This is a genomic window from Streptomyces sp. CB01635 (assembly GCF_002803065.1).
Taxonomy (GTDB): domain Bacteria; phylum Actinomycetota; class Actinomycetes; order Streptomycetales; family Streptomycetaceae; genus Streptomyces.
In genome coordinates this window covers 1-26,665 of record NZ_NNBL01000034.1, presented here as the reverse complement: position 1 = coordinate 26,665, position 26,665 = coordinate 1, and the positions used below count along the sequence as shown (strand labels likewise).

The window sequence follows — 26,665 nt, the reverse complement described above, 5'->3', positions numbered from 1 at the left end:
AACGTCGTGTCGTTGCGATGTCCGGCTTCTACGCGCAGTGGTGGGCCGGGTGGAGCCGGAGTTGCAGCATCGCCGCGAACCGCTCGCCGGGGTCGTCGAGGTTGATCTCACCGACCTCCGCGACCCGTCGCAGCCGGTACCGGAAAGTGTTGGGGTGCACGTACGCCGCGGCGGACGCGGCGGCCACGTCACCGAAGGCGTCCAGCCAGCACGAGAGCGTGCGGACGAGCTGCGACTGGTGCCGGGCGTCGTAGTCGAGCAGGCGGGCGACGGGCCCGGTCGCCACGTCCCCGCGCGCGGCGGCCAGATCGGCGAGGTCCAGCATGAGTGCGTCGACGTGAACCTCCTCCGCCGTGGCCACGCGCCGGGCGCCCCCGTGGGCGAGCAGCACCCGCAGCGCCCGGTCCGCGCCGTCACGCGAGCGGCTGAGCACGGAGCCGTCGAGAGCGGGCGGGCCGATGCCGATCGCCGCGTCCACGCGCTGCCCGGTGCGTTCGAGGAAGGTCGACGCGACGCGGACCGACCGTTCCTGGCAGTCCGCATGGCTCCCCGGCATCGGCACGATGCCGTAGGCCACGTCGCCCACCAGTGCCACGGCCGAGCGCGCCTGGACCGCACTCAGGTGCATGGCCAGCGCGTCCGCGACCCGCTGGCGGTCCGCGACCCGGCGTAGACCGTCCTCCGTCGACGGATCGGCGTCCGAACCGCCGAACAGCCCCAGGGCCAGAACGATCGCGGGCTGTCCCACGAGCCCGAGCCGCGCAATCGCCTCCGGTGCTCCCTTGCCGCCTTCGAGTGCGGTGCTCACCAGGTCGGCCCGCAGTCGGCGTTCGACGTCGGCGCCCGCGCGCAGACGCAGCATGTGGAGTGCCACCAGCTTGCCGGCGTCGATCAGGGCCTGCGTCCGCTCCTTGGACAAGGGCCCGGGCACGGCCGCCCAGATCGAGCCGAGGATCTCGTCGCCGGCCCGTACCGCGAGCGCCACCCGGGGCACGGTCATCGACTCGTCGTGGAGCGGATCGACGTACACGGGCGCATGGCCGCGATGAAGTCGGTCGAAGACGCCGTTGCGCGCCAGGCCGAGGGTGAACCGTTCCGGGACCTGGCGGCCCAGGATCGTCTCCACGCGGGACTGGTCGGCCTCGTCCTGGCGGCCGGAGAAGGCGAGCACCCGTGAGCTGCGGTCCTCGATGGTGACCGGCGCGTCCAGCAGCGCGGCCACGGCGTTGGCCAGCGCGAACAGGTCGCCCGACGGCATGCCGCCCAGCGTCTGTGGTGAGACGTCGCCGATGTCTCCCTCGACGAGCAGGGTGCGGAGCATGGCGGCGACCTGCGCCCAGGAGGCTCCAGGGGCGAGTCCGAGCAGGGCGACGCCGGACTCGTCGGCGGCCCGTCGGACTTCGCCGGTCGCGGTGAACGGTGACCGGACCACGAGCACCGCCGCACCGTTGCGGCCGAGGTCGCGCAGGAGGCGGACCACGTCGTCCGGTTCGTGGACGCCCACACCCAGGACGACGGCCTGCGCGGGGAACTGCGCCTCGTCGAGCGGATCGTGGATGACCACGCCGCTCAGTTCCCGGCGCGTGCTCCCGCCGCCGGCGATCGACTCCAGCAACACGTCCCCGAGATCGTCGAGAACGCGCGCCAGGCTTGTGTGTGGCTTGCCAGACGTCGGTGTCAGCACCGCCCAAAGGTAACTCCGGCCGCACCGGAACCTGTTGGTCCGATCCGACCGGATTTCACGACGAATTCGTCGGGTGCTACGAACCGAGCCACACCGTCGAGGTGGTGACCTCCGCCAGCAGGTCGGGAATCGGCGTGACACCGAGGCCTGGCCCCTGGGGCACCGGCAGATGTCCATCCTTCAGGACGAACGGTTCGGTGATGTCGGTCCGGTAGAACCGGTCCGACGCCGAGGTATCTCCGGGCAGGGTGAACCCGGGCAACGAGGCGAGCGCGACGTTGGCCGCCCGCCCGAGCCCGGTCTCGATCATGCCACCGCACCACACGGGTATCCCGTGGGCGGCGCAGACATCGTGCACCCGCCGCGCCTCGAGGTATCCGCCGACCCGGCCGGGCTTGATGTTCACGATGCGACAGGCGCCGAGCGTGATCGCGTCGGCAGCGGATCGGGCGGACACGATCGACTCGTCAAGGCAGATCGGCGTGCGGATCCGACGGGCCAGCTCGGCGTGGCCCAGGAGATCCTCCTCGTCCAGGGGCTGCTCGATGAGGAGGAGCTCGAAAGGGTCCAGACGGGCGAGCTGGGACACGTCGGACAGCGTGTACGCCGTGTTGGCGTCGACCTGCAGCAGCACGTCGTCGCCGAAGCGCTCCCTCACCGCTCGCACCGGCTCGACGTCCCAGCCGGGTTCGATCTTCAGCTTGATCCGCACGTAGCCTGCGTCGAGATAGCCGCCCACGACGTCGAGGAGTTGGGGGACGGAGTCCATAATTCCGACCGAGACCCCGCACGGAACGGAGTCCCGGGTGGACCCGAGCACGGCGGCGAAGGACAGGTCGTGTGCACGCAGTTCGGCGTCGAGCACGGCCATTTCGAGCGCCGCCTTAGCCATCCGGTGCCCCTTGAACCTGGCCAAAAGGGGCGCGACTTGGCTCGCGGTGACCTCACCCGCCTCCATCAGGGCCGGGACCAGGAAATTCCGCAGCACGTGTTCGGCGCCGTCCACGTATTCCGAGGAGTAGAGCGGCCCTCCCATGGTGACGCACTCGCCCCAGCCCTCGCCGTTCGGCGTCACGACGCGTACGAGGAGCAGTTCCCGTACGTTCTGCGTACCGAACGACGTCCGGAACGGTGCCACCAACGGCATCTGGACACGCAGAAGTTCTACACCACTGGGCTTCATGACGACTTCTCCCTTGAGACCACGTACCAGCCGGCACGATCGAATCCGATGACCCTGGCTTCCTCCGCCATCAGGCCTCCCAACACCTCCCGCAGCGCCACGCGCCATGCCTGGCCCTGACCCGGGTCCATGCGCCGGAGTGCCTCGATGTCCGGCGGCACGCCGACCAGCACGACCGGCCCGTCCGCCACTGCGGTCAGCGGTCCCCCGTCAGGTGCGACCGACAGGGCAGCTGCCGCACCGCGCTCTCGCAGCGCAGCGGCGTCGAGCCGGGCGGGCTCGCCGAGCGAAGCGGCGGAGGCCGCCGGGCCCGAAAGGTTCCAACGGACCATCAGCCGGTCGGTGTCACCCGCGCCGTTGATGCCGTCGCGCATCGGCCCGTAGAAGTCGGGCAGGTAGCGCGCCGGATCGGCGCCGAGCTTGACCAGGTTGAAGTGCGCGTTCCGGCGCACCAGGGGATCGAACGTCCAGGTGATCAGCGAGACGTGCTGGCGCAACGCCCAGGCGCGCTGGTGAAGTTTGAGGGCGAACCCGATCCCCCGGCCGAGACCTCGCGGCGCGACCCCCGCGATGTGGCTGTGCAGGCTCGCCTTGGCCGGGCTGCCGAAGAAGCCGAGGCAGGCTCCCAGAAGCTCGTCCCCTTCATACACCCCTGCGACGTAGTTCCCCGCCGCTGCCATCGCCCGCAGCAGCTCGGTCGTCACCGGTTGGGCACCGGCGCCCGGCTGCCAGATCGAGGCGAAGAGCCGGCAGACCTCGGTCAGGTCCGACACCTCGGTCAGGGCCCGGATTTCCACATGTGAGGCGGCGGCCGCAGCGGTCGCGGCGGCCAGCGCGGCCGCGCTCACGGCCGGGGAAACCAGACCTGACTCAGGTGTCGCAAGATCGGTCACGGGACTGTCCTTTCCGGGCTTACCGGGCGGGCCACCGTGGTGCCGCACCAGGGTTGTCCGCCGCGTTCGTCGTGGCGCACGGAGCTCATTTCGCCAACACGGCGTCGATCAGGGCGGTCAGCAGGGCGGTGCGCCGCGGCAGTTCGGCGACGACGACGTGTTCGTCGTCCGCGTGCGCACCGCCGCCCACTGCGCCGAGGCCGTCCAGGGTGGGGACCCCGAGGCCTGCGGTGAAGTTCCCGTCCGAGGCGCCGCCGACGGCGGCGGCGGTGAGAATTCCGAGGCCGAGTTCGCCGGCGAGCGTTGCGGCGAGGTCGAACAGCCCCGAGGACGTGTTCTCCTGCAGCGGAGGGCGGTTGATACCACCCGAGATCCGGATCCGCGAGCCGTCGAGTACGGGCCGGAGGTCCCGCACGGCCTGATCGACCCGCCGCTGTTCCGCCTCGTCCCACACACGCACGTCGACCGCCACGCCGGCATGGGCGGGAACGGTGTTCGTGGTGGTGCCGGCGGACAATGCCGTCGGCACGACGGTCGTACCCCGTTCGGCATCGGCAAGTGCGGCGACGGCGAGGATCTGGTGCGCCACCTCCACCCCGGCGTTCACTCCCTTTTCCGGTTCGAGCCCGGCGTGCGCGGCCCGGCCGTCCACGTCGATCCGGTACAGGGAGACGCCCTTGCGGCGGCACTTGAGCGCTCCGCCGTCGGCCGACGCCTCCAGCACGAAGACCGCTTTGCAGCCGCGAGCCTCTTCCTCGATCAGGCGCCGCGACGACGGGGAGCCGATCTCCTCGTCACCGGTGACGAGGATCGAAAGACCCGACCGGTTCCCGGCAGCCGCAGCGGCGTGCAGTGCCATCACGACGCCCGCCTTCATGTCGAAGCAACCCGGCCCGCGCAGCACTCCGTCCAGGACGGAATACGGGTGCGTCTCCAGCGATCCGGTGGGCCACACCGTGTCGTGGTGTCCGAGCAGCAGCACACGCGGCGCCTCGCCGAACCGCCACCTCAGATGCGTACACCCGTCGATCACCACGCGATCCGGTTCCGCCTCCAGCAGCCTGCGCCCCAGCGCCGCCACGACGTCTGCGCTGCGGGCGACGGCTTCGTGGTCGGACGACGGCGACTCGCACCGCACCAGGGTCTCGATGTCGGCGAGGAGCGCCTCCACCGTCGTTTCGGCGCGCGTCGCCGTCATCGCGGCTCACCTCGCAGCGGCTGTCCGGCAAGCGCGTCGACCTGAAGCTCCCCCGCACTGACCACCGGGACACCACCGACGAACAAGTGCCGCACGCCCACGGACGGCCGCGTGGAGTCGAAGTAGGTGGCGCAATCGGTGATCGCCACGGGGTCGAGTACGACGATGTCGGCGTCCGCACCGACGCCGAGGTGTCCCTTCGCCCGCGCGCCCGGCGCCACGTCGTCGAGGACTCGCGCCGGCAGGTGGGCACAGCGCCGGAACGCTTCCGGCCAGTCCCAGGCGCCGCTCTCCCGCACCATCACGCGCAGCGTCTTGGTGAACGTTCCCGCGGTGCGCGGGTGCGTCGTTCCCCCGGGCGGCAGTGGCCACTCGGTGCTGTCGTTGCTGCCGTCGGGCCAGTAGACCGGCATCGCGTCACTGGCCACGATCGCGTCCGGGAAGGCCAACGCCTGGTGCAGCATCGCGAGTTCGCGCGGGTTGCCCTCGTCGAGGAACTCCAGAAGGCAGGGCGCCCCGGGGTCACTGTTGCGCAACTGCCGCAGGCGCCCCGCGTCGGCGATGCGTTCCCCCGATTCGAGCATCACGACGCTCGACGGGGACAGACCCTTCATCCGCAGCCGTTCGACGTCGAGGAAGACCGCACCGATCGCCGTGCTGCCCGCCCCGTACGGGTAGGCCTCGACCGTCACCCGAGACCCCGACCGCCGTGAACCGTCCAACACGCCGAGTACTCGGTCAATGTGATGGCCCGAAGTGCTATTGACGTGACAGTGGTGCATCGCGGCGCCGGTCTCCGCCGCGGCAATGACGATCTCCTCGGAGCCGTCGGCCGGAGTGCTGGGATCCACCTCGACCAGCTCACGAACGTGGGTATACGTCGGCACACCCGCCTTCGCGGCAAGCCGGGCGACAGCAAGGAACTCAGCAGGCTCACTGTGTGGCGCGTACCCGAGAAGGACCCCAATGCCGAGCGCTCCGGCGGCCAGCTCACCTTCGATCAGGGCCAGCCACTCCGCGAGTTCGCGATCGGTGGAGGAGCGCTGCCATGCCGGGTTTCCAAGGACCGCAAGGCCGCTCCCGATCTGTGCGTCCGGCTGGATGCCGGCGAGCACCTGGGCCCGGGCACCACCCCACGAGGCGGAGAAGCCGTAGTGCAGCGGGCGTCCGTCCGCAGCGGCCTCGGCATACGCACGCCCGATGGGCATGAGTCCCGACTCCAGGTCGAGGGCCGTCGTCACACCGTCCATGGCCTGCAGCCGCTGCCCCGCGATGGAGTGCACGTGGCTGTGCAGGTCGACGAACCCCGGGCCGACGACCAACCCCGAGACGTCGACGACCTCGCATCCTGGTGGCACGTCGAGCCCCGCGGCGACAGCCCTGACCACGCCGTCGGACACGAGGACGTCGGCGATGCCGTCGAATCCTGTTCCCGGATCAATGACACGGCCGCCACGCAAAAGTGTCTGCATGCTTTCGTCTCCTCGTCGAGGACGCACTGGAGCACCTGCTGGTCTCCAAGTGCGACCCTAGGAGGGGGATCAGGCACCGCTGTTGGTCCATGCCGACGAACTCGTGGCGGCCTGTTCATGCACGCCGACGAACCTGGCCCGGGAGTGCTGCTCCTCCTCCGGGCTGAACGTGCCCGGGACCGCAGAGCAGCGCAAGATGCCGTACCCATCGTCCCGGCACTTTGGTCGCCCCCGCACCCGTCCCAACGCCGGGGAAAACCGCCGGTACCTACGACGACCCCGAATGTCTCGACCAGCAGCAACAACGTCGAAACCGTGGCTCCCGAGGCGGTCGACCTACCGGGTTCGACGGCGAGCGCTACAAGAAGCGCAACACCGTCGAACGCGCCATCAACCGGTTGAAGGGCTTCCGAGCCGTCGCCACCCGCTACGAAAAGCGGGCCTACATCTACCTCAGCACCGTCACACTCGCAGCACTCCTGATATGGCTCGGCACATGATCCGAGAAACAATGCCTGGGCCGCCGGCTTGGTGCGGCCATCATGGGCGCCGGAAATCCGGGCGGCCGCATCACGTATCCATTACGCCTTGGGTGACTTGTAGATTTCGGCAGCCATCGCTCCCAGTTGCTTGTTGGCCCTGAGTGCGAGGTCGATGGCATCACTCACGGAATTACTGGGCACCGGGATGTTATTCGCATATATCGCAAAGACATAGCGGTGGCCGTCTTTCGCATCAATATATCCTGCGAGCGCCTTCGTACCGAGAGCTAGTTTTCCCTTGTAAGCGCTGACCAAGGTGCCAGTCTTCGCCCGGATGCGCCCTGCGGCAGGATTGGTTCGCTCGATGACATCGGCAAGCGAACCATCGACCCCCATACTCGGCATGGAGTCATAGAAGACGTCAAAGTCGTCCTGCCGGGCAAGGTACCGCAGCAATGAAATCTGCGCAGTCGGCGTCGCCTTGTCGCCGGGGAGGCCCTGGGCGTCGACCAGAGTGAACGACTTCGGGTCGACACCGGCGCGAGCAAGAAATTCTCGCTCGATCTTCATCCCGTCCGCGTAGGTCCGTTGGCCACGCTGCACTGCCATCAGAGGTGGCAGAAGATTCGCCCCGAGGTTGTGACTGACCTTGTTGATCAGCTTTGCGTATTCCTTGAAAGGCGGCGATGTATAGGTTGCCGATACAGGCATGGCCATCACATCCTTCGACGGCGGGAGCTTACTGCTGGGGTTTGCTCCTATCCGGGGGGCAGTCACGCTGACGCCATTTCGAGCCAGTGCCTCGATAAGGACGGTTCGAGCAAAGACCGCCGGGTCAGGGACTTGGTACGTCGTCACGAAGGGAGCCTTCGCATCCGCGGGTACTGAACCTCGCACCCGGATATGCCCAGGGGTGACACTTTCGGTCGTCACCGTCGGCTTGCTTCCAGCAGGCGTGGTTGCCACCTGTGCGTCGACGCTGAAGGCCGCTGTCTTCGGGCGCCAGTCAACCTTCGCCTGCTCGCCGGGGGCGCCCGGCGTGATAAGCACGTCAATCAGGTTGTCATTGATGACGGTTGGGGTGACCGGCACCCCGCCGATCGACACCGGGTCCCAGAGTCGATTGTCAATCACCACGTCGCCGTCAATCTGACGGACACCGCTCGCAGCAACCTGCCGAGCCAGTTCGTTGATGCCTGCCAGCGGATCCTCTTGGGTAAGGGTCGCCATCCCAGGTACAGCATTGGCGTCATAGTGGTCGAAGTCAGGTACGTCGAGTGTTCCTGACACAGTGGTCCGCCCACCGAGTGCCAGATCGCCGCTGCCCACCATAATCAGATTTCCTGAAAGCCGCCCGTCAGGCGATACAGTACCTGAATGGAACACCGGAGTGCGGAAGCGATGGTCGTCGCCCAGGACATCGAGCGCGGCACTTACCGCAAAGGTCTTGGCCGTCGAGCCGGTCAGGAACTGAGAATTGGCACCCTTCGATTGGATGACTTCTCCGGTCTTCAGGTCGGCTACTTGCACACCCCACTTACCTGACGACCACGGTGGCGTGTTCATGAATTTCTGCAGGTCGGCACTTACTCGCGTAGCATTTTGCGATGGAAGAACTGAATGGTCCGTGGAGTCGTTAGAGCATGCCGACATTGTGACAGCGGCCGCCAATGAAGTAGCAAGTATTAGAGTTGCACGCGGCCGTACCCGACGGGCCCTGAACCTAACGATGCGCGAGAATCTACTAGACACTATTTGTTTCCTGATCTATTTTCGTTCTGCACGGCCTGGGGAATCGACCGAACACTTTCAGCCTGACTGAAAAGACTCACTCGGACCCATCCGGGTATGCAGGCCACCATATAGTGGGGAAACCCCCCGGCGTCCAGGACCTGCGAGTCAATCCGCCTTTCCCGTCGCGAAGGCTGCGGGACTCCAGAGGGTGGGGGCAGTGATTGATCGACTGCGCCGACGGATGGCGCTATGGACTGGCGTGGACTTACAGGTCGCCATGGTCAATGAAAGGGTGAATGCTCACCCTTTCTACGACTCCATCTCGAATTTTTCGCTCTCAGGCTGAGGCGAAGAGCAAGGGCCGTCTTCACGATGTTGGTGATGCGCTTGATGCTGCAGCGGAGCTTCTGGCAGCTTCGGTGTCAGAAATACTAAGTCGCCCAATTCGGATAGTTCTCACGATCGAGCGATATTGCTGCACAGATGGCTACACGTCCCGCCGGAGCCACGCGGGAGTCAGTCCGACCTGATTCTGATGAAGACCGCCTATGGCGCCAGAGCTAAGATGCCTTACCAATGACAATATCGCCGTTGCGCGTGTGAGCCCTCACAACATGGCCGCTCATGTCGCCTTTGGTGACATCCACGGTGATGTCGCCCTTTTTCGCGGCCGTGTCGACTGCGTATGTCGCCTCCGGCAGGTTGAGCTTAATGTTGCCGTCCTGGCTTTGCATATCGACGAGGGTAGGTACGGAGGCCAGGCTCAGGTTGTTGTCACCGTTCCTTGAGGTGGCGGTGACTGATTTTGCGGAGATCCTGTCGCCTTTTATGTTTCCGTCGCTACCTTCCAGATCCAGGTGGGCTCCGCTGAGGTCCGACAACTGCACGTCGCTGTTTCCGGCCTTGGCCGAAAAATCGGCAGTGAAGCCTGTGGCTTTAATGAGGCCCTTGTCGTTCTCGGCCGTGATCGCGACGTCGCGCGGTACCTTCACGATGTACTTCGCCTTGCAGTTGATGGAGATCCCGGTGCAGTCCAGCGAAAGTTTGAGAGTGCTCCCTTCGAGCTGCCATCCGGGGTCGTTTTCCCCGCCCACTTTCGTGCCGCTGACCTGCCGTTCCACCTGAACACCCTCGACGTCGGCGGCTACAAATTCGAGGTCGGCGGAGTTGGACTTCACGGTCAGACTGTTGCCGCTGAAGTCGAACGATTTTGATTCCACAGTTGTGTTGGCCGAGTCACCGTCCGTGGTGCATGCCGTTGCTGCGACAGCGAGGAGTGCGACCCCGCCGAGGGCGAGCAGAGTGTGTGGCCTAATTCCCATTGCATTATTCCCTAGTGATTCGGTACATGCAGGTGATGCATGCCGTTCATGGTCGTAGTGGTCAGTTTGAGGGGTGCGATCACCCCGATGGCTAATTCGTTCCGGGACGTCGGAAGAGCACTCGAATACCGGCGGGTGGGGATCCTGGTATCGCTTGCCCCACGAAGGGCCTTCCCGACGTCTACCGGTGCGGGCAAGCTCGTCGGAGCCCGTACGCGCTGGTCGACTCCCAGCAAGGGTGGGTGGCAGGGGAGGCAGTGCTCCAGCGATACGTATGATCACCGCCCCGATTCACGAGCGCAGAGCCCTTGTTGCGACCGTGCGCGATACGCGGACAGCTTGGAGGGCCAGAGCAAGGCAGGTGGTTACGAGTGTCACGGCGGCGAGCCCACCGAGTGTTGCCCAGGGGAGACCGTCCAGAACCTGGACGACGCTGATCTTGGCCCCTACGGCGATGCTGACACTCGTCACCGCGATCGAGATCGCGCCGAAGATGATCGCCGTCCCTGCGTAGATCACTCCCTCATAGATCGTTGATCGTGTGAGCACGCCGGGCCGCGCGCCGGCGACCGTCACGATGGCGGAATCACGTGTGCGTTCCCGCCCGACTAGTGCGATCACAGCGAGGCCGCCGACCCAGGACGCGACGAAGACCCAGCCCAGCACGACCAGGACGTCGTTCAGTCCGGCGGTGCTTCCGGGCATGACGTTCCCCATCACCGTGAAGAGTCCGACAAGCGACAGGGAGAGAGCGAAGGGCAGGACTGTCGTGACGCTTCTTGCTGCGCGGGTCCGGCACGATTGCACGGCAAGATGCCAGGCGACGCCGCGCGATGGCACGAGTGCGGTCCAGAATTTCATCAGAGGTGTGAGCACCCATGGCCCCATCAGCAGCAACAGGCAGATGAGAAAGAGATTGCCGGCGAAAGCGAAGGCTGTCCGCTGTTCGATCCCGCCTTCGAGTTCGATTCCCAGTCCGGGAATCCACATCCCGACCACACCGGCCAGGAGGCAGAAGGCGAGAATGCTGCGAGCGACGCCGGGCCGCGCCGGTGGATCGGAGAGATCCCGGAAGGCACGCATCTCTGATGTCTTGGCGGCACGGCGTGTGACTCCCCAGCCGCCGAGCAGGCACGGAACCACTCCGGACAGCACGCTCGCGCCGATGTGCCAGAACTGGAATCCGACCATGGCTCCGTGCAGGTCGAGTCCCGTTGTCGTCCACTGCGTGAGGGCGACGCTCGCGACGAGGGGGGCTAGCGGCACTGCCAGCGCGCCGGCCATCATGCCGAGCACAACCAGTTCTGTTCGCAGAATGAATCTGACTCGATGGCGCGGGATCCCGAGGATCACCCAGAGGGCGTGTTCGCGCCGCTGGGTCGTCAATGTCAGACCGACGGTGGAGGCGACGATGCCCACGGCGGCAAGCACGGTGAAGAAGACGATGTTGCCGCCGAGCGCAATCGACGCGGAGACCATCCGCGCATCACCTGCCGCCTGCGCTGCCGAGACAGCGGTGAACATGGCGATGACTGAGCCCGCTGAGCATGCTGCGCCGACTGCTGCGCACAGGAGCGTCCACAACCACATGGACGCCTGCATGCGAACGTCTGACAGCACAAGTCGCATCACGATGCCTCCTCAGCCGCTTCGTCCTCCGACTGCGCTGAGAGGACGGCATCGCTCACCGCGTGAGAGTCGCCACCGGGAATGATGGCGTGTACCCGCCCAGACCCCATCACCACGACCTGGTCAGCACGTGCGGCCGCATGAGGGTCGTGTGTGACCATGAGAACCGTGGTTCCCTGCGCGGGAAGTGCCTGCAGCCAATCGAGCACGACGTGACCCGACTTGAGGTCGAGCGCACCAGTCGGCTCGTCGGCGAAGACAACCCGCGGCTGATTCGCGACGACCCGGGCCACCGCGACGCGCTGACGTTCACCTCCGGAGAGCCGATCGGGGCGCCGCCGCGCGTGCTGGGCGATACCGAGTCTCGACATGGCGTCACTGACTCGCGACTTGGGCACCCGGTGGCCAGCGAGTCGCGCAGGCAGGGCGATGTTGTCCTCGACCGTCAGCGAGCTGACGAGGTTGTACTCCTGGAAGATGAAGCCGATGTTCTCGCTGCGAAATGCGGCCTGCTTGCGAGGGGTGAGCGACAAGACGTCCGTTCCGAGGATCTCGATGGAACCTGCGGTCGCTCGCTCCAGACCAGCCGTGCAGAGCAGGAGCGTCGACTTGCCCGACCCGGAGGGGCCGACAATGGCGGTCAGCCGAGCTTCAGGAACGTCCAGGTCGATATCGTGCAGGACGCGTGTCGTCTCGCGTCGACGGCCAGGGATGCGGAAGTCCATCCGAAGGCCGCGCAGACGAATACGCGGTACGGAAGCGGTGGCTGAGATAGGCATGTCGCAATCTAAACAGGGCACACCGAGGGGCCGCACGGGTACCTGCACTACTTGAAGGTAGACCTGGGTCTACCTTTCGCACGATCCGAAATATGCGACAATGCTGGCCATGGCGCAGATTCGTGTTGTCCGGCGGGTGCTGACGGAATCCCTCGCAGCAATGACTTTCCCGATTCTGCTGCTTTCCATTCTCATCGCGCCGGTCTCAGCCCCAGTGGTGGCAGAGATAGACCGTTCGAGAGCCCGGTGGTGCGGCGTCAAGACAATGCCCCTGAGACCCTCTACTCACAGCTGGGCGCAGTGGGTGGTACTCCAGCTGCGCTCACGGTCGATATGGCGCACTGACTTCCCGATTTTCGTCGCCGCCGTGCTCCTGTCCGTGCTGTCACTGGTAGTAACCTTCTTCGGATTCATCGGCGCTGTCGCGCTGGTATTCTCTCCCGTCTTCTGGCTCTTCGGTATCGCCGCGCAGGTTGGGCCATTCACCCCGAAATCTGTGCAGGAAACACTCCTGGCGATGCCCGCAGGCGTTACTCTCGGCGCGGTCACCGCGAGCGTACTGACCGGTATATCTCTTCTTCGCGACCTTGTTCTGCGTACCTTTTCCAGAAGCCGTGATCAGGATCTGCTCGCGAAACTGGAGGAGCTCCGTACCAGTCGGGCTTCGCTGACAGCAGCTTTCGAATTCGAGCGACAGCGCATCGAACGCGATCTGCACGACGGTGCCCAACAGGAGCTCGTCGCCGTCGTCATGCGTCTTGGGATGCTGGAAGCGACGGCCACGGCCACAGCCGCAGCCACCGACCAGGAACGAATCGTGCAGCTGGCACGTCAGGCCCAGGCCCACGCGGAGCGCGCACTTGAACGGCTGAGGGACACGGTGCGCGACATCCACCCCCGTGAACTGAGCGACCTCGGTCTCATCGCTGCTGTCCGAGAGCTAGCTGTGCGATCACCTTTGCGGGTCGAGCTGACCAGCACTGGCGATGACACCCAGCTCTCGTCACCGACTGCAACGGCCGTGTACTTCACAGTATCCGAGGCTCTGACGAACATCGCGAAGCACGCAGGCGTTGGAAGCGCTCGGATCGACATGCAATGCGCCGCAACCGACGTCCGCGTGCGCGTGCATGACGATGGTCTCGGCGGTGCGAGAATCGACGCGGGTTCTGGGCTTGCCGGACTGCGCGAGCGGATGCGAAGTGTCGGCGGGAATCTCGAAATTCTCAGCCCAGCGGGTGGCGGAACAGAGGTTGTAGCATCCGCCCCCAGCCAACCCACATGGTGATAAAATCGCGTAGGACGAGCCGGCATGGAGGGGGCCATGAGAATTGTCCTGGCAGACGACAGTGTACTGATACGCGCCGGCATCCGGGAAATTTTGACCTCCAACGCTCATGATGTGATCCGCGAATGTGAAGACGCCGACGAACTGATCGCCGCTGTCGATGAGCTCGCGCGTGCCGGCGTCACCCCGGACGTGGTGATCACGGATGTTCGCATGCCCCCCAAGAACACCGATGACGGGCTCCGCGCTGCTATCGACTTGCGGTCGCGTCACCGGAATTTGCCGATGTTGGTTCTCTCCGCTTACGTCACAGGCCCATATGTACGGGAGCTTCTGAACGGTCCGGGTGCTGACGGAGCCGTCGGGTACCTACTCAAGGAGAAGGTGGGCAGAGTCGCCGACTTCCTGCGAGCTATTGAGACGGTCTCCGGTGGCGGGGTCGTGATCGACCCCGAGGTTGTTCGCCACGTCACGCGCGCAGACTCGCCGCAGGGACCGCTGGCACGGCTTACCGCTCGCGAACAAGAGGTGCTCGCCCTCATGGCCGAAGGACGCTCCAACGCAGAAATCGCGACGGAGCTGTTTCTTTCGGGGGCTTCCGTGAGTAAGCATGTGGCGAACGTGTTTGTAAAGCTCGGCATGCCCCCCGACGAGGACAACCGGCGCGTGAAGGCCATTCTGACCTGGTTCGAATACCATTAGCCACTTTGGGGGCTGCAACTCCTGGACGAGCAGGGCCTGGTCGACCTCTCAAGGGCCGTGCTCGACTCGGCACACGTACGCGCTAAAAAGGGGCGAACTTGCAGGTCTCCGAGCCCCGTGGACCGGGGTAAGCCCGGTTCCAAGATGCACGTCCCGTCCGACCCGGACGGACTGCCCCTACGCGTCGGACTCTCCGGGGCCAACACCCACGACAGCCTCGCTCTGAAGCCGATGCTGTCCCATTTCCACATGGGACACGAATCCCGCGCAGCCGATTCCAGCCCCCAACGCCTTCACGCGGACAAGGCGTACGGCATCCCCCACCTGCGACGATGGTTATGAGCTCGTAACAGGATCACGAGTGGGTCTTCTTGAGTCGTCTCCAGCAGATCAGGCCGCAGGCCAATGAGAGGAAGGCGTCGTGGAGTTCGAGGCGCCGTTCCCATCGGACGGCGAGGCGTTTCAACTGGTGGAGGAGGGCGAAGGTCTGCTCCACTCAGCAGGTGGCATCCTTGCCGTCTGCACCGAAGGCCTCTAGGCGGTCCTTCTGCGGAGTCCGCACAGTTCCGGCCGGCACGTAATGCAGCTGCACGGCGCGGCGGCGAGTGTCCGTCAGATTGGGCGGGGTGCCGTGGTGCAGCAGCCCGTCGAAGAACAGGGCGCCGCCGGGCGGCAGCGGGACAGCGGTGTCGCGGTGAGTCTGGACTTCGGTGTCGCAGATCTGGAAGTCACGGCGAGCGAAGTGGACCACCGGGCCTTCGGTGTGGGTGCAGGGCAGGACATGCATGCACCCGTTGTCGATCGTGGCCTCGTCGAGGGCGATCCACACACCCACGACGGGGGTTCCCAGCGGGATGTCGAAGAAGGCTTTGTCCTGGTGCCAGGGTTTCTCCCGTCCCCCGCCCGGCGGTTTGAGAAGGGCCATGTCCTGGATAAGGACGGGCTCGGCCTCCAAGAACCGAGCGACGGTGGCCAGGATCGCGGGATGGCGGGCGAGTTCGGCCAGGCGCGGCTCGTGCGCGCAGAAATGCTGGAGCTTGCGGACGCCGTCCAGCAGCTCGTCGCGGTTCCGTTGTTCTGGGTGCGCCCACTCCTCGAATTCCACTCTTGCGGGGGACGACGGGCGGGCAACGACAGCGAGGCCGTCCAGGACTCCCCGCACTTCGCGGTCGGTGAGGAGACCCCGCACTGCCAGGAAGCCGAGACCGCGGTAGACGTCGGTCTCCGCGGCTCCGATGTCGTTGATCGAGTCCAGCAGCGGAGCGAGGCGGTCGGCGCGATAAAGGTCGGCGGGAACGGTGTAGGTCATGGGCCGACGGTAGGCCCGGGCGAAGGCCGTCGGGGAGGGCGTGAGTCGTGGATTGCGGGCACTGGACCGGTCTGGAAGGCGTCCGTTCAGGCGGAGCGTTTCCAGATGCCTGGGGCGGTGCCGGTGCGGGCCTTGAACTGGCGGACGAACAGGCGGTGATCTGCGTAACCCAGGGCCTTCGCCACCTGGCTCACCGTCATCCCGCTTTCGGCCAGGAGTTCGCGGGCGCGATCGATCCGGACCGTGACCTGGTAGGCACGGAAGGATTGCCCGGTCTCGCGGCGGAAGAGGCGGGAGAACTGATCCGCTGACAGTTCGGCCGACGCGGCAGCTGCATGCAGGTCCAGGCGGCGGGTCGGGTGGCGGGCCAACCACTCCACGACGTCGTGTACGCGCCGGTCCATCAGCGCAGGCAGGTCGCCGGCGGCTCGGGCGGCCTGGGCGTGGATCTCCAGCAGCAACGCCACCAGTGCAGCAGTGCTCCGCGCGGAGGCGTCCGGGCCGGGGCGGCGCCTGATACGCGCGAGGCCGTCGAGGTGGCGTCGGAGCTCAGGCAGGTCGTCCAGGTGCACCAGGCGCGGGAGCAACAGGTCGGGTGCGCAGTCGTCGACCGCCCGCGCCCTGGCCGGCATCGTCGTGGGCGTAGTGCTGGTATGCGACGGTCAGGGGATTGCGGGGGTCGTGATGGGCGTCGATCTCGTCCCCCGGCCGCAGCATCAGCGCGCAACCGGCGGTGAGAGTGATATCGCGGCCGTTGAGCCGGGCACGTCCTATTCCGTCCAGAACGCACCACAGATCGTGGTCGGAAAGGACAAGATGCCAGGACCAGTCAGGCTCGCAGTGGACGTGCCCACCGCCGGGCCGTGCCCGCGGAGCCCATGGACCACCGAGTGCGGCGCCGAGGCGCTCCCACCACTGCACGGTCCGGCGCGAGGGGTTGTTCTCAACGGCAGTCATGATCCATCAGGGTTGCTGGCGGTTCGGATCGAGATCAACAGAGGGAGGCACCTGCCCGGACCGGCACAGCGTACTCGCGGCTGGCGCCGGGCAAAAGGGCGACAAAGGTACGTGATTTACCACATCCTTTTCGATGCGTCCCTGCCCGGCCAAATACGAGAAGTCCACCCGCACAAGGCGGGCCAGCTCATAGCTGGCCACGCCGCGATTCGGGTCGCCAGTACCGCGCCTCCGTCACAGCGAAGCAGCGTCCAGCACTTCATACATACCGAGCCGCCAGGCGGCGAAGTCCAGATCACGCGGCATCATCCGGTGCAGACCGAGGCCGACCGGTTCCGCGTCGCAGACCACGCTGCCTGACAGGCGACGGCGCAACTCGTGTGCTGTCTGAGTAGGGTCGGGGACTGGCGCGGTGGCTGATGCTCCGTTTCCAGTCCCCGCCGCTTCAACCGTGCATGCAGTTCTCCCGCACACGGCTTTCCGACATCGTTCACCGGCTGGCATGCGCCGTCGCCGGTCGACCGGGCCCGGCCCGGAAGCAAGCACCACCTAATGGTGACTCATGGGGCCGGTGAAACCTGAAGCACCACCGGGTCTGGAACCCTGTGATCAGACGGGTTCATCGGCCCCATCATTGTGGTGGTGTGACGCTATTGATCAGTGATTCAGTCGATGATGTTCGTGGTCCGAGCCCCTCGCGGGAAACACCTCTCAGCTCACCGGGAGCTTCCGAGCCCCTTGCGAAGACCGAGGAACCCGCGGGCAGTTGGGGTCACGAACGGCTGATCGGATGATGGGCCATCAGAGCCCTTCCATTAGGGAGTCGAGTGCCTCCACGGCCGTGACCACAGGCAACCGAAGTCAAGATGGAAGGACGTGAACCAAGCCCATGATCGCCCGACGCGGCGTGGCTCACGGCTCGGGGCTTGGCAAGGTGCGTTGGGTGGTGGAGCGGGCCTTTGCTTGGCTGCACCGGTTCAAACGGCTCCGGATCCGCTACGAAAGACGCGCAGACCTCCCTCAGGGCCTGCTCGAACTGGCCTGCAGCCTCATCTGCCTCCGTCGCCTGCGCACCTCACGATGAAGCGAGCGGTCAGTTGAGGATGATCGGATTGGTGAGTGCGGCGACGTGCCCGTTGGAATGGCGGACCTCAATGCGAACGAACGCCGAGTGCTCCGCCGTCGTGTGCCATTGCACCACGCCCGCCCCGTCTGCAGGGAGAGACGCCCCTTCCCTCGATCGGTGTGGAAGCTGACGGTCCCCACCGGCACACCTCGTACTGCTGCCTGCACTTCCACCTGCCCACCATGAGTCGCGAGCCGTTCTCCCACCCCGACAACGCGACCATCGGCATTGGCGGTGAACGACACGTCCACGTCCGCCGACTCGGCGATCCAGCTGCGGCCGGCACGGATTCCGGCCAGGACCGCCTCGGTGCTCAGCTCCTCGGCGAAGACCACGCTGTGAGGGATGCCGATCTGCCCTTCCAAGTGGGTGTCGCTGTTCCCCATCGCCGGCCGCCACGAGCCCGTACGGATGTCCGCCGCGAGGCTCCGCCCCCACTCCGCCAGAGCCGCCTCGTTGTCAGCATTCCAGGGCCGGTCCGAAGTCCACAGTCCGTTCCACACCTCCACCACGTCGAAGCCCCGGAAGGGGAACATGAAGTCGCCCGACGGGTAGGGCGCATGCGGGTGCGCGGCCACGCACAGGCCCCCTACTCGATGGACCTGGTCCAGGCACTTATCAACCAATCCGTCCCTGACCTGGTGGTTCCAGTCGACGACCTCGCCGGGATTGATGCCGAGCGCGAGCCAGTGCCCGGCCTTCGTGGTGAATCCCTCACAGCTGAGGAAGCGCGCGAATTCCTGGCAGGCGCCAACGGCCACCGGCTGCATGCACTGTTCGAACTCGCTCTGCACACCGGGCTCCGCAAAGGCGAACTCCTCGGCCTGCGCTGGGAAGACCTCGACCTGGCCATCGGAGTCGCGAGCATCCGCCGCACCCTCCAGCGCACCAACTCCGGCGGCCTGACCGCCTTCCCGGCCAAGACCCAGAGTTCGGATCGGCGGATCGCCCTTCCCACCGAGTGCATGCGCTCCCTCGAACAGCACTGCGCCCGGCAGCGCCAGGAACGCGAAGCGGCCGGGATGGCCTGGAAGGGCAGTGGCTACGTCTTCCTGAAGGGCGCGGACGGTGGGTTCGTGCAGGTGGAAGCCTGCCGTACCCCACCGCCCGACCTTGACTACATGAGGATCTGTGGATAGGACCTTGTCGCTGGCCTTGACCGCCGCGATGGGTTTGGCTGTGCCATCTGCCAGCGGACGGCTTGCTCAGGGAGGAAGCTGTCGCAGCCCTTCATGAGTCTGCTGATCCATCTGGTTGCCGCGCCTTCGCGGCCTTTGCAATGGCGCCTCCGGCGAGCGCCTCTGCCGCACCCGTGCCCTGATTTATCAGGGATTCTGATGTCGAAGGTGCGGGTGAGGGCCAGGGAGGCGAGTTCGACGCAACGCCTCCGAACCCGGCATGTCTGTGTCCCCTGTCGCGCGATCGCCCGGCGGCATCCACCGAGCCCGAGAGACCCAGTCGCAGACGCTCCGGGTCCTCCCCTGCCCAGTTGGCGTCTGGCCTGTCGAAAGTGGTGAGCAGCGCGTGGCATGCTGCTCACCGGCTCGCGGTGGCACCGGCCGGTGCCACTCTCGCCTCTGTCCCCCGATCAGTTCCTGCCTAGGTGAGCACAACAGATGAATGAAGAAGTGAGATTCCCGAGCGTCGTCGGCCCCGAACTGGCCGGAACGATCGACCTGCCGGAGGGCGAAGTCCGCGGCTGGGGACTCTTCGCGCACGGCTTCACCCTCGGCAAGGACTCGCCGGCCGCCTCCCGCGTCAGCAAGCAGCTGGCCCGCGAGGGCATCGGCATGCTGCGCTTCGACAACCTCGGCATCGGCGACTCCGACGGCGACTGGGGAGACGGGTCCTTCACCGTCAAAACACAGGACACGATCCGCGCCGCGGCTTTCATGGCCGAGCGCGGTACCCCTGTGGGCCTGCTGGTGGGGCACTCCTGGGGCGGCGCCGCCGCCATCGCCGCCGCTGGCGAGATCCCCGGCCTACGCGCGCTGGCCACCATCGCCGCGCCCGTCGACCCGAGCCACGTCGAGCGGCAGTATGACTCGGTCCTGGAGCGCGTGCTCAGCGATGGCTCTCACCAGTGGTTCGTCGGCGGGCGCACCCTCGTCCTCAAGCGCGCATTCGTCGAAGACGTCCGCAAGGCCCACCTGCGCGACCGGATCGGCGAGCTGAACCTCCCGCTCCTCGTCGCGCACTCCCCCACCGATTCCACCGTCGGCATCGACAACGCCGCGGAAATCTTCCAAGAGGCCCGCCACCCCCGCAGCTTCATCTCCCTCGAAGGCGCGGACCACCTGCTGACCGCACGCGGGCAGGCGCAGCGGGCCGCGCACATCATCAGCGCCTGGGCCGACCAGTACCTCGGCGAGCCACGCCCCTGACCACGCGGCCTCGCGCCGCCGTGTGATGGTCTCCGCTGCCGCAGTGCACCGATTAGATTAACCCTCGCATGGGCAGGCACCCGCTGGGGTTTGAAGTGAACGGAGCCACGCACCGTCATTCCGGTCCCGGCCGGCCAGCTCCGCCATCGCCGTCGAATGCGGCGCGGCAGGGACAGGCTGCTGCTTTCGACCGCGAGGCATACAAGCAGCGCAGCACCGTCGGGCGGTGCGTCAACCGCCTGAAGCAGTGGCGCGGCATCGCAACCCGTTACGAGAAGACGGCCACGCTCTGCCCGTCGCGGGCACCCCTTCCTCTGGCCCGCCCGGTGATCCGAACTAGCCGCCGGGAAGGTGGCGTCGGCACCGCCGCGGTCGATCGTCAGATCCGCAGGCTGCTGTTGTTCACGCCGCTCGTCGCCGTGCCACGAGAGTCCGGATTGGGCCTCGTCGACGTGCTGCGCGGCCTCGTGGTGCTTCACCTTGTGCCCAGGTGGAGGTAGAAGCCCTTCAGACAGGCCGCCACAGTCTTCAACGCGCTTTGCCCGTACGGGCGTTTACCCTCCCGCCACGGCAGACCAAACGGCCCCGGATAATCCGCTCCGAGAGCTGCCATGTAGTGCCGCAGATCCTCAAGCGACACCGCCTCCACCGTCAGGCCTGCGAACCGCAGCCACCGCAGATGATCCACCAGCACATACGCGTAGGTACGGTCCGAACCCGACCCGCAGGCACGCAGGAACCCGCCCACCACCCACCCCGCACCGCCCCATCCGAACCGGGGACCGCCACACCGACGGAACCTTCCGGCCCCGAGTCCACACTTCCGGATCGTCCACGTCCTGGAGCGACCCCAGATAACGTCGAACTTGACGAAGCGGAAATCCTTGCCGTGATTCAGCGGACGTCCGCCACAATCACCCATGAACGACGTGTCGTACGTGCGTGGCGTTACCCCGCGCTATGTTCAGCGCGAGCTGGACCGAATCTGCCAACTGCTAGGCGCGGTACGGACGATGGTCCCCTCGAACAGCATCCGCCACGGGCTGACCGCCCGCACCGTCCTCCTCAGCTCGCGGCGCCGAGGCAGCCGCGGCGACCGGGCCAGGTGAGGCCGGATACGCGGCCGCCCTGCACGCGTGGTCACGATCAGGCTCAAGTGCGTTCAGAGGCATGAGAGTTGATATCTCGGCACCGCAGAATCCAGGGCATGGATGGACCTACAGCAGCGGTCATAGGCGCCCTGCTCGGCGGAGGCGCGGCTGTCGCCGGTCAGGCAATAGCCAGCAGGAACGCGCGGAAGTCGGACCCGCGCAGCGGCAGTGCTGGAGAGCGTGCTGGGTGTGACAGAGGCCGGTGCGCACGAACGGCCGGATCATCACACAGGACACGGCCAGCCAGAACGGACATCGTCCGGCCGCCGGACCACGACCCGCGGGGCCTGCTGGACGCGGTCCTGCGGCTCATCAGATGCGGTCATCATCCCACTGGCACGGTGATCTCCCTCTTGAGAATCTTGCCGCTCGGCCCCATCGGCAGCAGGTCCACGAGCCATACCCGGCGCGGGTACTTGTAGGCCGCCACCCGGTCCTTGACGTACTCCCTCAGTTCGTCGGGCGTGGCCTGCGTTGCAGGGTGGAGCACAACCACGGCCGCGACTTCCTCGCCCAGGTCGGCATGCGGGAACCTAGCACTGCGGCCATAGCGACAGCCGGGTGCTCGTGGAGTACTTGCAGGCCCAGGGCCGTTGAACCGTTGAGCGCCGGCCCTCCGCTGTCGCCGCCTAGAGCGCAGACGTTCGACTCGAACAGGCCCTCCACCTGGGTGCCCTCGATGTTGACCGTGATACGCGGGTTGGTGACGCTGACCGTCGTATCTTGACTGGAGACTCCGATCCGGTCGATGTGCTCCCCGATTATCGGGAAGCGGGAGCTGTCGATCTGTTTGTAGGTGCCGCCCCAGTACCTGACGGTTCCTAGGGGGTTGATGCCGGGGTCGTTCGCCCTGATCGTGGCTTGGTCACCGGCGGAACCGCCGAAGTGGGAATAGGCCACGTCGCCAATTCTTTGGTTGTTCCAAGTCCATGTAGTAGTCGCTGATTGGACAGTGGCCAGCGGTGAGTGTGTAGATCGTTCCCGAGGAGTTCTTGGTGTTGAACCCGGCAGTGCAGCGATAGCCGTCGGATGTGACGCCGTTGCCGCCGCGGAGGTCGGTGGCCTTGAACTTCAACATGCTTCTGATCCGGTCGATGTGTATCGCGCCCGGATGAGCCGCCGCTACTTTTTCGATCCGGGTCCGGCTGTCGCTGGGGTTGTTTCGTCACCGCCGCCCCTACCTGTCCCATCCCGTCCTGGGCTGCGCCCCCAAACGCCCCTAAAAGACTGCGCAGTTCCCCGCGCCCCTTTCAGGTGCGTCCACTGCATGGACGTTGGCTTGACGTGTCGGGCTGCCCGCTGGCACCGTCGCTCAGCATGAGGCCCTCCGCTGATCACCCGCGCGTGCTCGTCGCGCTCGTGGAGCGGCGCCACGTCGACCTGTGCCGGCAATCCAGCGCCATCTGTCGCTGAGCCCGCAGTCTCCTCGCCCGCCCTTCTTCTCTTCCCTCTTCGTGTCCCGTCGTGGCACCCGTCCGTTCCGAGGAACCCGCATGCCCGAAATGTCCCGTCGCACCTTCGGCGGTCTCGTCGGTGGTGGCGCGGTCACCGCCGTCGCCGGTACGGCCACCGCCGCCGAGGCAGCCCCCGACCAGGCCGCCCCCACCGAGCGCCCGTTCCAGGCCCGTACCGCCTCCGCCGGTTCCGGCCGGCGCCCCAACCTCCTGGTCATCCTGGGGGACGACCTGGGCTGGGCCGACCTCTCCTCGTACGGAGCGCCGCACATCAAGACCCCGAACCTGGACCAGCTCGCCCGGCAGGGCGTGCGCTTCACGGACGCGTACTCGGGGTCGGCGACCTGCTCGCCGACCCGGTTCAGCCTGTACACCGGGCGCTATCCGGGCCGTACGAAGGGCGGGCTCGCCGAGCCCATCGCCAACAGGACCCAGGGTCTGGACCCGAACCATCCCACCCTGGCCTCCCTGCTGAAGAAGGCGGGATACTCCACTGCCCTGATCGGCAAGTGGCACTGCGGCTGGCTGCCCGACTACAGCCCCACGAAGTCGGGTTGGGACGAGTTCTTCGGCAACCATGGCGGCGTCCTGGAGTACTTCTCCAAGCTCGGCCAGCTCGGCGACTACGACCTCTACGAGGGGGACGCCGAGTACAAGGACCTGCGCTACTACACGGAGGTGCTGACCGAGCGGGCGGTGGAGTACGTCGGCCGCAAGCACGACAAGCCGTGGCTGCTGAACCTCAACTTCACCACCCCGCACTGGCCCTGGCTGAGCGAGGAGGACGCCGAGACCGGTGCGGAGATCGCCGCGAAGATCCGGGCCGCCAAGAGCCAGGCCGAGATCACCGCCGCACTGCTGCACAACGACGGCGGCTCGGTCGCGAAGTACACGCAGATGGTCGAGAGCCTCGACGCGGCGGTCGGCGAGGTGCTGGCGGCGCTGCGCCGGTCCGGGCAGGAGGAGAACACGGTGGTGTACTTCGCCAGCGACAACGGTGGTGAACGCTGGTCGTACCTCTGGCCGCTGAGCGGTGAGAAGTTCGTGCTCCAGGAGGGCGGCATCCGGGTGCCGACGATCGTCCGTTGGCCACACCGCATCGACGACAACCAGGTCAGCCACGAACCGAACTTCTCCCCCGACTGGACCGCGACCCTGCTGGAGCTGGCCGGCGCCCGGCCCGACCCGGCGTATCCGCTGGACGGCAGAAGCCTCGCGGGCTATCTGCTGAAGGGCGAGAAGCTGCCCGAGCGGGACCTGTTCTGGCGGGTGCGGGCCAATCGGGCGCTCAGGCGCGGTGACTGGAAGTACTACCAGGACTCCGCGGGCAAGGACCACCTCTACGACCTCGGCGCCGATCTGCGCGAGCAGGCCGATCTGGCGCCCGACAAGCCGGAGTTGCTCGCCGAGCTGAAGGCGGCCTGGGAGAAGACCGCGAGCGGGCTGCTGCCGTACCCCGCCGCCTGATCAGCCGAGAATCCCCCGGTCGTACGCCACCGCCACCGCGGCCGCGCGGTCCTTGACGCCCAACTTGGTGTACGGGTGGGTGAGATGGGTCTTCACGGTCGCCTCGCTGATGAACAGCACGCGGGCGATCTCGCGGTTCGACGTGCCCTTGGCGACCAAAGCCAGCACTTCGCGTTCGCGCGTGGAGAGCGGCTCGTTGCCGGGGGCCCCGGGGCTGCGAACCGTGGACACCAGGCGGGAGGCGACGGCCGGGGACAGGACCGTACAGCCCTGCGCGGCCGTGGCCCGGAGTTGGTGGGCGGTGATGTGGCCCCAGCCGAGGAGCGTGATGACCGCGTTCACGGTCTCGTCGGTGCCGGACAGCGTGATCCGGCCGTCCTTGTGCTCGGCCGACACGAGCACCGGCAGCGCGTTCAGGTCACCCTCGTCCAGCGGCGCGGAGGGCGTGAAGCTGATGACGGTCGAGCCTGCTGAACGCCGGATCAGCCCTGACGGGCTATCCAGGGCGGCCACCCGGCCCTTGTCGATCACGGCGATCCGGTCACACAACCGCTGCGCCTCCTCCATGAAGTGCGAGACGAGGAGGACCGTGACGCCACTCGCCCGGACCTCCTCGATGAGCGTCCAGGTATCGCGGCGGGCGCGCGGGTCGAGGCCCGTGGTCAGCTCGTCGAGGACCACCACGCGCGGATGTGTGGCGGAGCTCCCGATGAACGGCAGCCCGCACCCTCGCCACCGCAGCCCGAGCCGATCAGCGCAAGGGCGATGAACAGGCGCTGCTTCTGACCGCCGGAGAGCTTGGCGAACCGGGTGGTGAGCTTCGCGGTGAGACCGAGGCGTTCGGCCAGGGTGCGCCAGTCGGTGGGGCGCGGGTAGAAGGCGGCGTACAGCTCCAACGCCTCGCGCACCGTCAGCTTGGTACACGCGAACATGCACCGCTCGCCATGCTGGAACACAGCCTGTCCGTGGCCCGATGCCCTGGTTCCAAGGTCGCTGTCGAGATGAGTCCATCGGCCGATGCGCGCCCCGACCACCGAGGTGATCATGAGGGTTGTCCGCTGCGAGCCGAGGAGGAGCCATGGGGGTGGAGCAGGTGAACTGGGTCGAGGTCCCGGCCGGGTTGCTGCGTCGGGGTACGCCGGTCCACGAGGTGGCGGCAGTGGCCCGTCACTATGCGGACACCGGGGTGCCGGTGGAGTGGTACATGAAGGAAGCCCCGCGCGCGGAGATCCACGTCCAGGCGTTCCGGATCGCCCGTACACCGGTCACGGTCGGCCAGTGGACAAGCTTCGCGGCGGCCACCGGCCGACCGGTCCCACAGGCGCCGGCGGACCACCCGGTCATCGGGGTCGCCTGGGAGACGGCGACGGCCTACTGCCGGTGGCTCGGGGAACAGCTAGGCGGCCACGAGGTGCGGCTGCCCACGGAGGACGAGTGGGAGCGCGCCGCGCGGGGCGACGACGGCCGCGAGTTCCCATGGGGTGAGGAGTACCGCACCGGCCTGGCCAATCTGGTGGACCTCCGTATCGGCACCACGACACCAGTCGGTTCGTTCCCCAAGGGCGCCAGCCCTTTCGGGGTGCTGGACATGGCGGGTAACGCCGACGAGTGGACCTCCACCCTCTACGCCCCCTACCCTGGCGCGCCCGCCGAGGTGCCGAGCACCGAGGACTGGGCCTTCGACCGGCACATCACCCGAGGCGGCGCGTTCCGCCACGACCGGGACCTGGCCCGGTGCGCCCGCCGGCACGGCGCCTACGAGCCGGATCTTGAAGCGATCGGCGTGGGCTTCCGCCTGGCGGCACCGGCCGCGTAGAACCGGACACCGTGCCGGCATCACATGACGAGCGGCATCTCCTCAAGACTGTGCACTTTTTGCTGTACTGACCTATGCACAATCCGGTGTACGCCGACACGTGGCGCGTCATCAGGTCCAGGAGGCCGCTGTCCACGCCTTCGACGCCCAGCTGGCCACCGGAACTCCCCAGCCGGTCCCGGCGGTTGTAGCAGTCGACGGCATCGCCGAGTTCATCGGTATCAGCCATGGCACCGCCGGCCCTTGGCTGCACGAGCCGGCCCGGATCGGCCTGCACGCCGCCGAGGGCGAGTCATGGCTGGTCGACGTGACGGAGTCGGGGTCACACCTCATCGACGGCCCACATGAAACAGACGCCGACCTCCACGGATCCGCGAGCAACCTGTTGCTCGCCCTGCACGGTCGCCTCCCCTTGGACAACCTGCGAAGCGAGGGTGACCGCGCCACCCTGGAGAACCTCGTGAACTGGCCCGACCTGGATTGACCTCCCAGCCCGAGGAACCCGCTGCAGGGCGGGCCCCTACGCTCTGGCCGGCAGCCCTCCGCCAGTAAGATCGCGGTCTACAGCTGAAGTGCTAGTGTCCTGCGCCGGAGATCCGTCGTTAGTTTGTGTATGACTGCTTCTTCAGATGTGC

24 protein-coding genes and 6 pseudogenes are annotated in these 26,665 nt (G+C 66.7%); 13 read left to right on the top strand and 17 right to left on the bottom strand.

From position 1 onward, the window contains the following. Nucleotides 1-28 precede the first annotated feature (28 nt). The 5 genes from CG723_RS40705 to CG723_RS40685 all read right to left on the bottom strand — a co-directional run bounded on the left by CG723_RS40705 (nt 29) and on the right by CG723_RS40685 (nt 6,430). Nucleotides 29-1,684 carry a PucR family transcriptional regulator gene (locus tag CG723_RS40705; RefSeq protein ID WP_100598599.1) on the bottom strand — a complete coding sequence of 552 codons (1,656 nt, stop codon included), beginning with the start codon at nt 1,682-1,684 and terminating at the stop codon, nt 29-31. Between the two features lie 76 nt (nt 1,685-1,760). After that, nucleotides 1,761-2,867: an o-succinylbenzoate synthase gene (gene menC, locus CG723_RS40700; RefSeq protein WP_100598598.1), complete on the bottom strand. Its 1,107-nt coding sequence runs from the start codon at nt 2,865-2,867 to the stop codon at nt 1,761-1,763. Next, on the bottom strand, nt 2,864-3,760 hold the full coding sequence (locus tag CG723_RS40695) for a GNAT family N-acetyltransferase (protein ID WP_100598597.1): 897 nt from the start codon (nt 3,758-3,760) through the stop codon (nt 2,864-2,866). Before CG723_RS40695 ends, menC begins: the two co-directional genes overlap by 4 nt. An 85-nt stretch (nt 3,761-3,845) precedes the next feature. Continuing rightward, on the bottom strand, nt 3,846-4,958 hold the full coding sequence (locus CG723_RS40690) for a M20 family metallopeptidase (RefSeq protein WP_100598596.1): 1,113 nt from the start codon (nt 4,956-4,958) through the stop codon (nt 3,846-3,848). Then, nucleotides 4,955-6,430 (bottom strand): amidohydrolase family protein, encoded by a 1,476-nt coding sequence (locus CG723_RS40685; RefSeq protein WP_100598595.1) that lies wholly within the window; start codon nt 6,428-6,430, stop codon nt 4,955-4,957. Before CG723_RS40685 ends, CG723_RS40690 begins: the two co-directional genes overlap by 4 nt. A 223-nt stretch (nt 6,431-6,653) precedes the next feature. On the opposite strand from CG723_RS40685, the pseudogene CG723_RS40680 reads away from it, so the two are divergent. Further along, a pseudogene (locus CG723_RS40680) lies at nt 6,654-6,930 on the top strand (IS5/IS1182 family transposase); the annotation flags it as partial. A gap of 81 nt (nt 6,931-7,011) precedes the next feature. Here CG723_RS40680 and dacB read toward each other — a convergent pair. From dacB to CG723_RS40660, 4 genes are all read right to left on the bottom strand, one after another. After that, complete coding sequence (gene dacB, locus CG723_RS40675; protein WP_267893770.1) at nt 7,012-8,565, bottom strand: D-alanyl-D-alanine carboxypeptidase/D-alanyl-D-alanine endopeptidase; 1,554 nt, start codon at nt 8,563-8,565, stop codon at nt 7,012-7,014. A 641-nt stretch (nt 8,566-9,206) separates the two neighbouring features. Further along, nucleotides 9,207-9,824: a DUF4097 family beta strand repeat-containing protein gene (locus CG723_RS40670; RefSeq protein WP_234374786.1), complete on the bottom strand. Its 618-nt coding sequence runs from the start codon at nt 9,822-9,824 to the stop codon at nt 9,207-9,209. A 435-nt stretch (nt 9,825-10,259) separates the two neighbouring features. Continuing rightward, nucleotides 10,260-11,492, bottom strand: a complete 1,233-nt coding sequence (locus tag CG723_RS40665; RefSeq protein ID WP_234374785.1) for an ABC transporter permease — start codon at nt 11,490-11,492, stop codon at nt 10,260-10,262. A 104-nt stretch (nt 11,493-11,596) separates the two neighbouring features. Next, a complete protein-coding gene (locus tag CG723_RS40660) occupies nt 11,597-12,376 on the bottom strand; it encodes an ABC transporter ATP-binding protein (RefSeq protein WP_234374784.1) in 780 nt (259 codons plus the stop codon). A 109-nt stretch (nt 12,377-12,485) separates the two neighbouring features. Between CG723_RS40660 and CG723_RS40655 the strand changes: the two genes are divergently transcribed. The 3 genes and pseudogenes from CG723_RS40655 to CG723_RS45960 form a co-directional block, all read left to right on the top strand. Beyond that, the gene (locus CG723_RS40655; protein ID WP_234374783.1) at nt 12,486-13,664 is read left to right on the top strand and encodes a sensor histidine kinase; all 1,179 of its coding nucleotides are present in this window, start codon (nt 12,486-12,488) and stop codon (nt 13,662-13,664) included. 36 nt (nt 13,665-13,700) lie between these two features. After that, the gene (locus CG723_RS40650; RefSeq protein ID WP_100598636.1) at nt 13,701-14,366 is read left to right on the top strand and encodes a response regulator transcription factor; all 666 of its coding nucleotides are present in this window, start codon (nt 13,701-13,703) and stop codon (nt 14,364-14,366) included. A 3-nt stretch (nt 14,367-14,369) separates the two neighbouring features. Continuing rightward, nucleotides 14,370-14,705, top strand: a pseudogene (locus tag CG723_RS45960) (transposase); the annotation flags it as partial. Between the two features lie 16 nt (nt 14,706-14,721). Here the strand turns inward: CG723_RS45960 and CG723_RS46605 are convergent. The 4 genes from CG723_RS46605 to CG723_RS49420 form a co-directional block, all read right to left on the bottom strand. Next, nucleotides 14,722-14,862, bottom strand: coding sequence for a hypothetical protein (locus CG723_RS46605; protein WP_159032647.1), 141 nt, complete (start codon nt 14,860-14,862; stop codon nt 14,722-14,724). Continuing rightward, the gene (locus CG723_RS40645) at nt 14,863-15,675 is read right to left on the bottom strand and encodes a phytanoyl-CoA dioxygenase family protein (RefSeq protein WP_100598588.1); all 813 of its coding nucleotides are present in this window, start codon (nt 15,673-15,675) and stop codon (nt 14,863-14,865) included. It lies immediately after the preceding gene. A gap of 86 nt (nt 15,676-15,761) precedes the next feature. Then, complete coding sequence (locus CG723_RS40640; RefSeq protein ID WP_100598587.1) at nt 15,762-16,307, bottom strand: helix-turn-helix domain-containing protein; 546 nt, start codon at nt 16,305-16,307, stop codon at nt 15,762-15,764. Further along, nucleotides 16,225-16,632: an AraC family ligand binding domain-containing protein gene (locus tag CG723_RS49420; protein WP_107489223.1), complete on the bottom strand. Its 408-nt coding sequence runs from the start codon at nt 16,630-16,632 to the stop codon at nt 16,225-16,227. The genes CG723_RS40640 and CG723_RS49420 overlap by 83 nt, the downstream gene beginning before the upstream one ends. Nucleotides 16,633-17,518: 886 nt before the next feature. Between CG723_RS49420 and CG723_RS40630 the strand changes: the two are divergent. Then, a pseudogene (locus CG723_RS40630) lies at nt 17,519-17,716 on the top strand (transposase); the annotation flags it as partial. On the opposite strand, the gene CG723_RS48295 reads toward CG723_RS40630, so the two are convergent. After that, entirely contained in the window at nt 17,653-18,528 is an 876-nt protein-coding gene (locus CG723_RS48295) for a CehA/McbA family metallohydrolase (protein WP_234374782.1), read from the bottom strand. The pseudogene CG723_RS40630 and the gene CG723_RS48295 sit on opposite strands and share 64 nt — an antisense overlap. Between CG723_RS48295 and CG723_RS48290 the strand changes: the two are divergent. The 4 genes and pseudogenes from CG723_RS48290 to CG723_RS46595 form a co-directional block, all read left to right on the top strand. Beyond that, nucleotides 18,460-18,828: pseudogene (locus CG723_RS48290) on the top strand (tyrosine-type recombinase/integrase); the annotation flags it as partial. The gene CG723_RS48295 and the pseudogene CG723_RS48290 sit on opposite strands and share 69 nt — an antisense overlap. Nucleotides 18,829-19,374: 546 nt before the next feature. Then, nucleotides 19,375-20,142: an alpha/beta hydrolase family protein gene (locus tag CG723_RS40620; protein ID WP_100598586.1), complete on the top strand. Its 768-nt coding sequence runs from the start codon at nt 19,375-19,377 to the stop codon at nt 20,140-20,142. Nucleotides 20,143-20,312: 170 nt separating this feature from the next. Next, nucleotides 20,313-20,426 (top strand): annotated as a pseudogene (locus CG723_RS48285) (IS5/IS1182 family transposase); the annotation flags it as partial. A gap of 636 nt (nt 20,427-21,062) precedes the next feature. Then, nucleotides 21,063-21,251 carry a hypothetical protein gene (locus CG723_RS46595; RefSeq protein ID WP_159032645.1) on the top strand — a complete coding sequence of 63 codons (189 nt, stop codon included), beginning with the start codon at nt 21,063-21,065 and terminating at the stop codon, nt 21,249-21,251. Nucleotides 21,252-21,618: 367 nt separating this feature from the next. Here CG723_RS46595 and CG723_RS40605 read toward each other — a convergent pair. Continuing rightward, a pseudogene (locus CG723_RS40605) lies at nt 21,619-21,872 on the bottom strand (AMP-binding enzyme); the annotation flags it as partial. 738 nt (nt 21,873-22,610) lie between these two features. Between CG723_RS40605 and CG723_RS49415 the strand changes: the two are divergent. Both CG723_RS49415 and CG723_RS40600 read left to right on the top strand, forming a co-directional pair. Then, on the top strand, nt 22,611-22,706 hold the full coding sequence (locus CG723_RS49415) for a putative leader peptide (protein WP_351255881.1): 96 nt from the start codon (nt 22,611-22,613) through the stop codon (nt 22,704-22,706). A gap of 80 nt (nt 22,707-22,786) precedes the next feature. Further along, on the top strand, nt 22,787-24,214 hold the full coding sequence (locus tag CG723_RS40600) for a sulfatase family protein (protein WP_100598584.1): 1,428 nt from the start codon (nt 22,787-22,789) through the stop codon (nt 24,212-24,214). On the opposite strand, the gene CG723_RS48280 is transcribed toward CG723_RS40600, so the two are convergent. Together CG723_RS48280 and CG723_RS48275 are read right to left on the bottom strand one after the other, a co-directional pair. After that, nucleotides 24,215-24,898: a LuxR C-terminal-related transcriptional regulator gene (locus CG723_RS48280; protein WP_234374781.1), complete on the bottom strand. Its 684-nt coding sequence runs from the start codon at nt 24,896-24,898 to the stop codon at nt 24,215-24,217. Next, entirely contained in the window at nt 24,877-25,146 is a 270-nt protein-coding gene (locus CG723_RS48275) for a hypothetical protein (RefSeq protein ID WP_234374780.1), read from the bottom strand. The genes CG723_RS48280 and CG723_RS48275 overlap by 22 nt, the downstream gene beginning before the upstream one ends. Nucleotides 25,147-25,292: 146 nt before the next feature. Between CG723_RS48275 and CG723_RS40590 the strand changes: the two genes are divergently transcribed. Both CG723_RS40590 and CG723_RS40585 read left to right on the top strand, forming a co-directional pair. Continuing rightward, on the top strand, nt 25,293-26,030 hold the full coding sequence (locus tag CG723_RS40590; protein WP_100598583.1) for a formylglycine-generating enzyme family protein: 738 nt from the start codon (nt 25,293-25,295) through the stop codon (nt 26,028-26,030). A gap of 100 nt (nt 26,031-26,130) precedes the next feature. Next, nucleotides 26,131-26,514: a hypothetical protein gene (locus CG723_RS40585; protein ID WP_159032644.1), complete on the top strand. Its 384-nt coding sequence runs from the start codon at nt 26,131-26,133 to the stop codon at nt 26,512-26,514. The last annotated feature ends 151 nt before the right edge of the window (nt 26,515-26,665 follow it).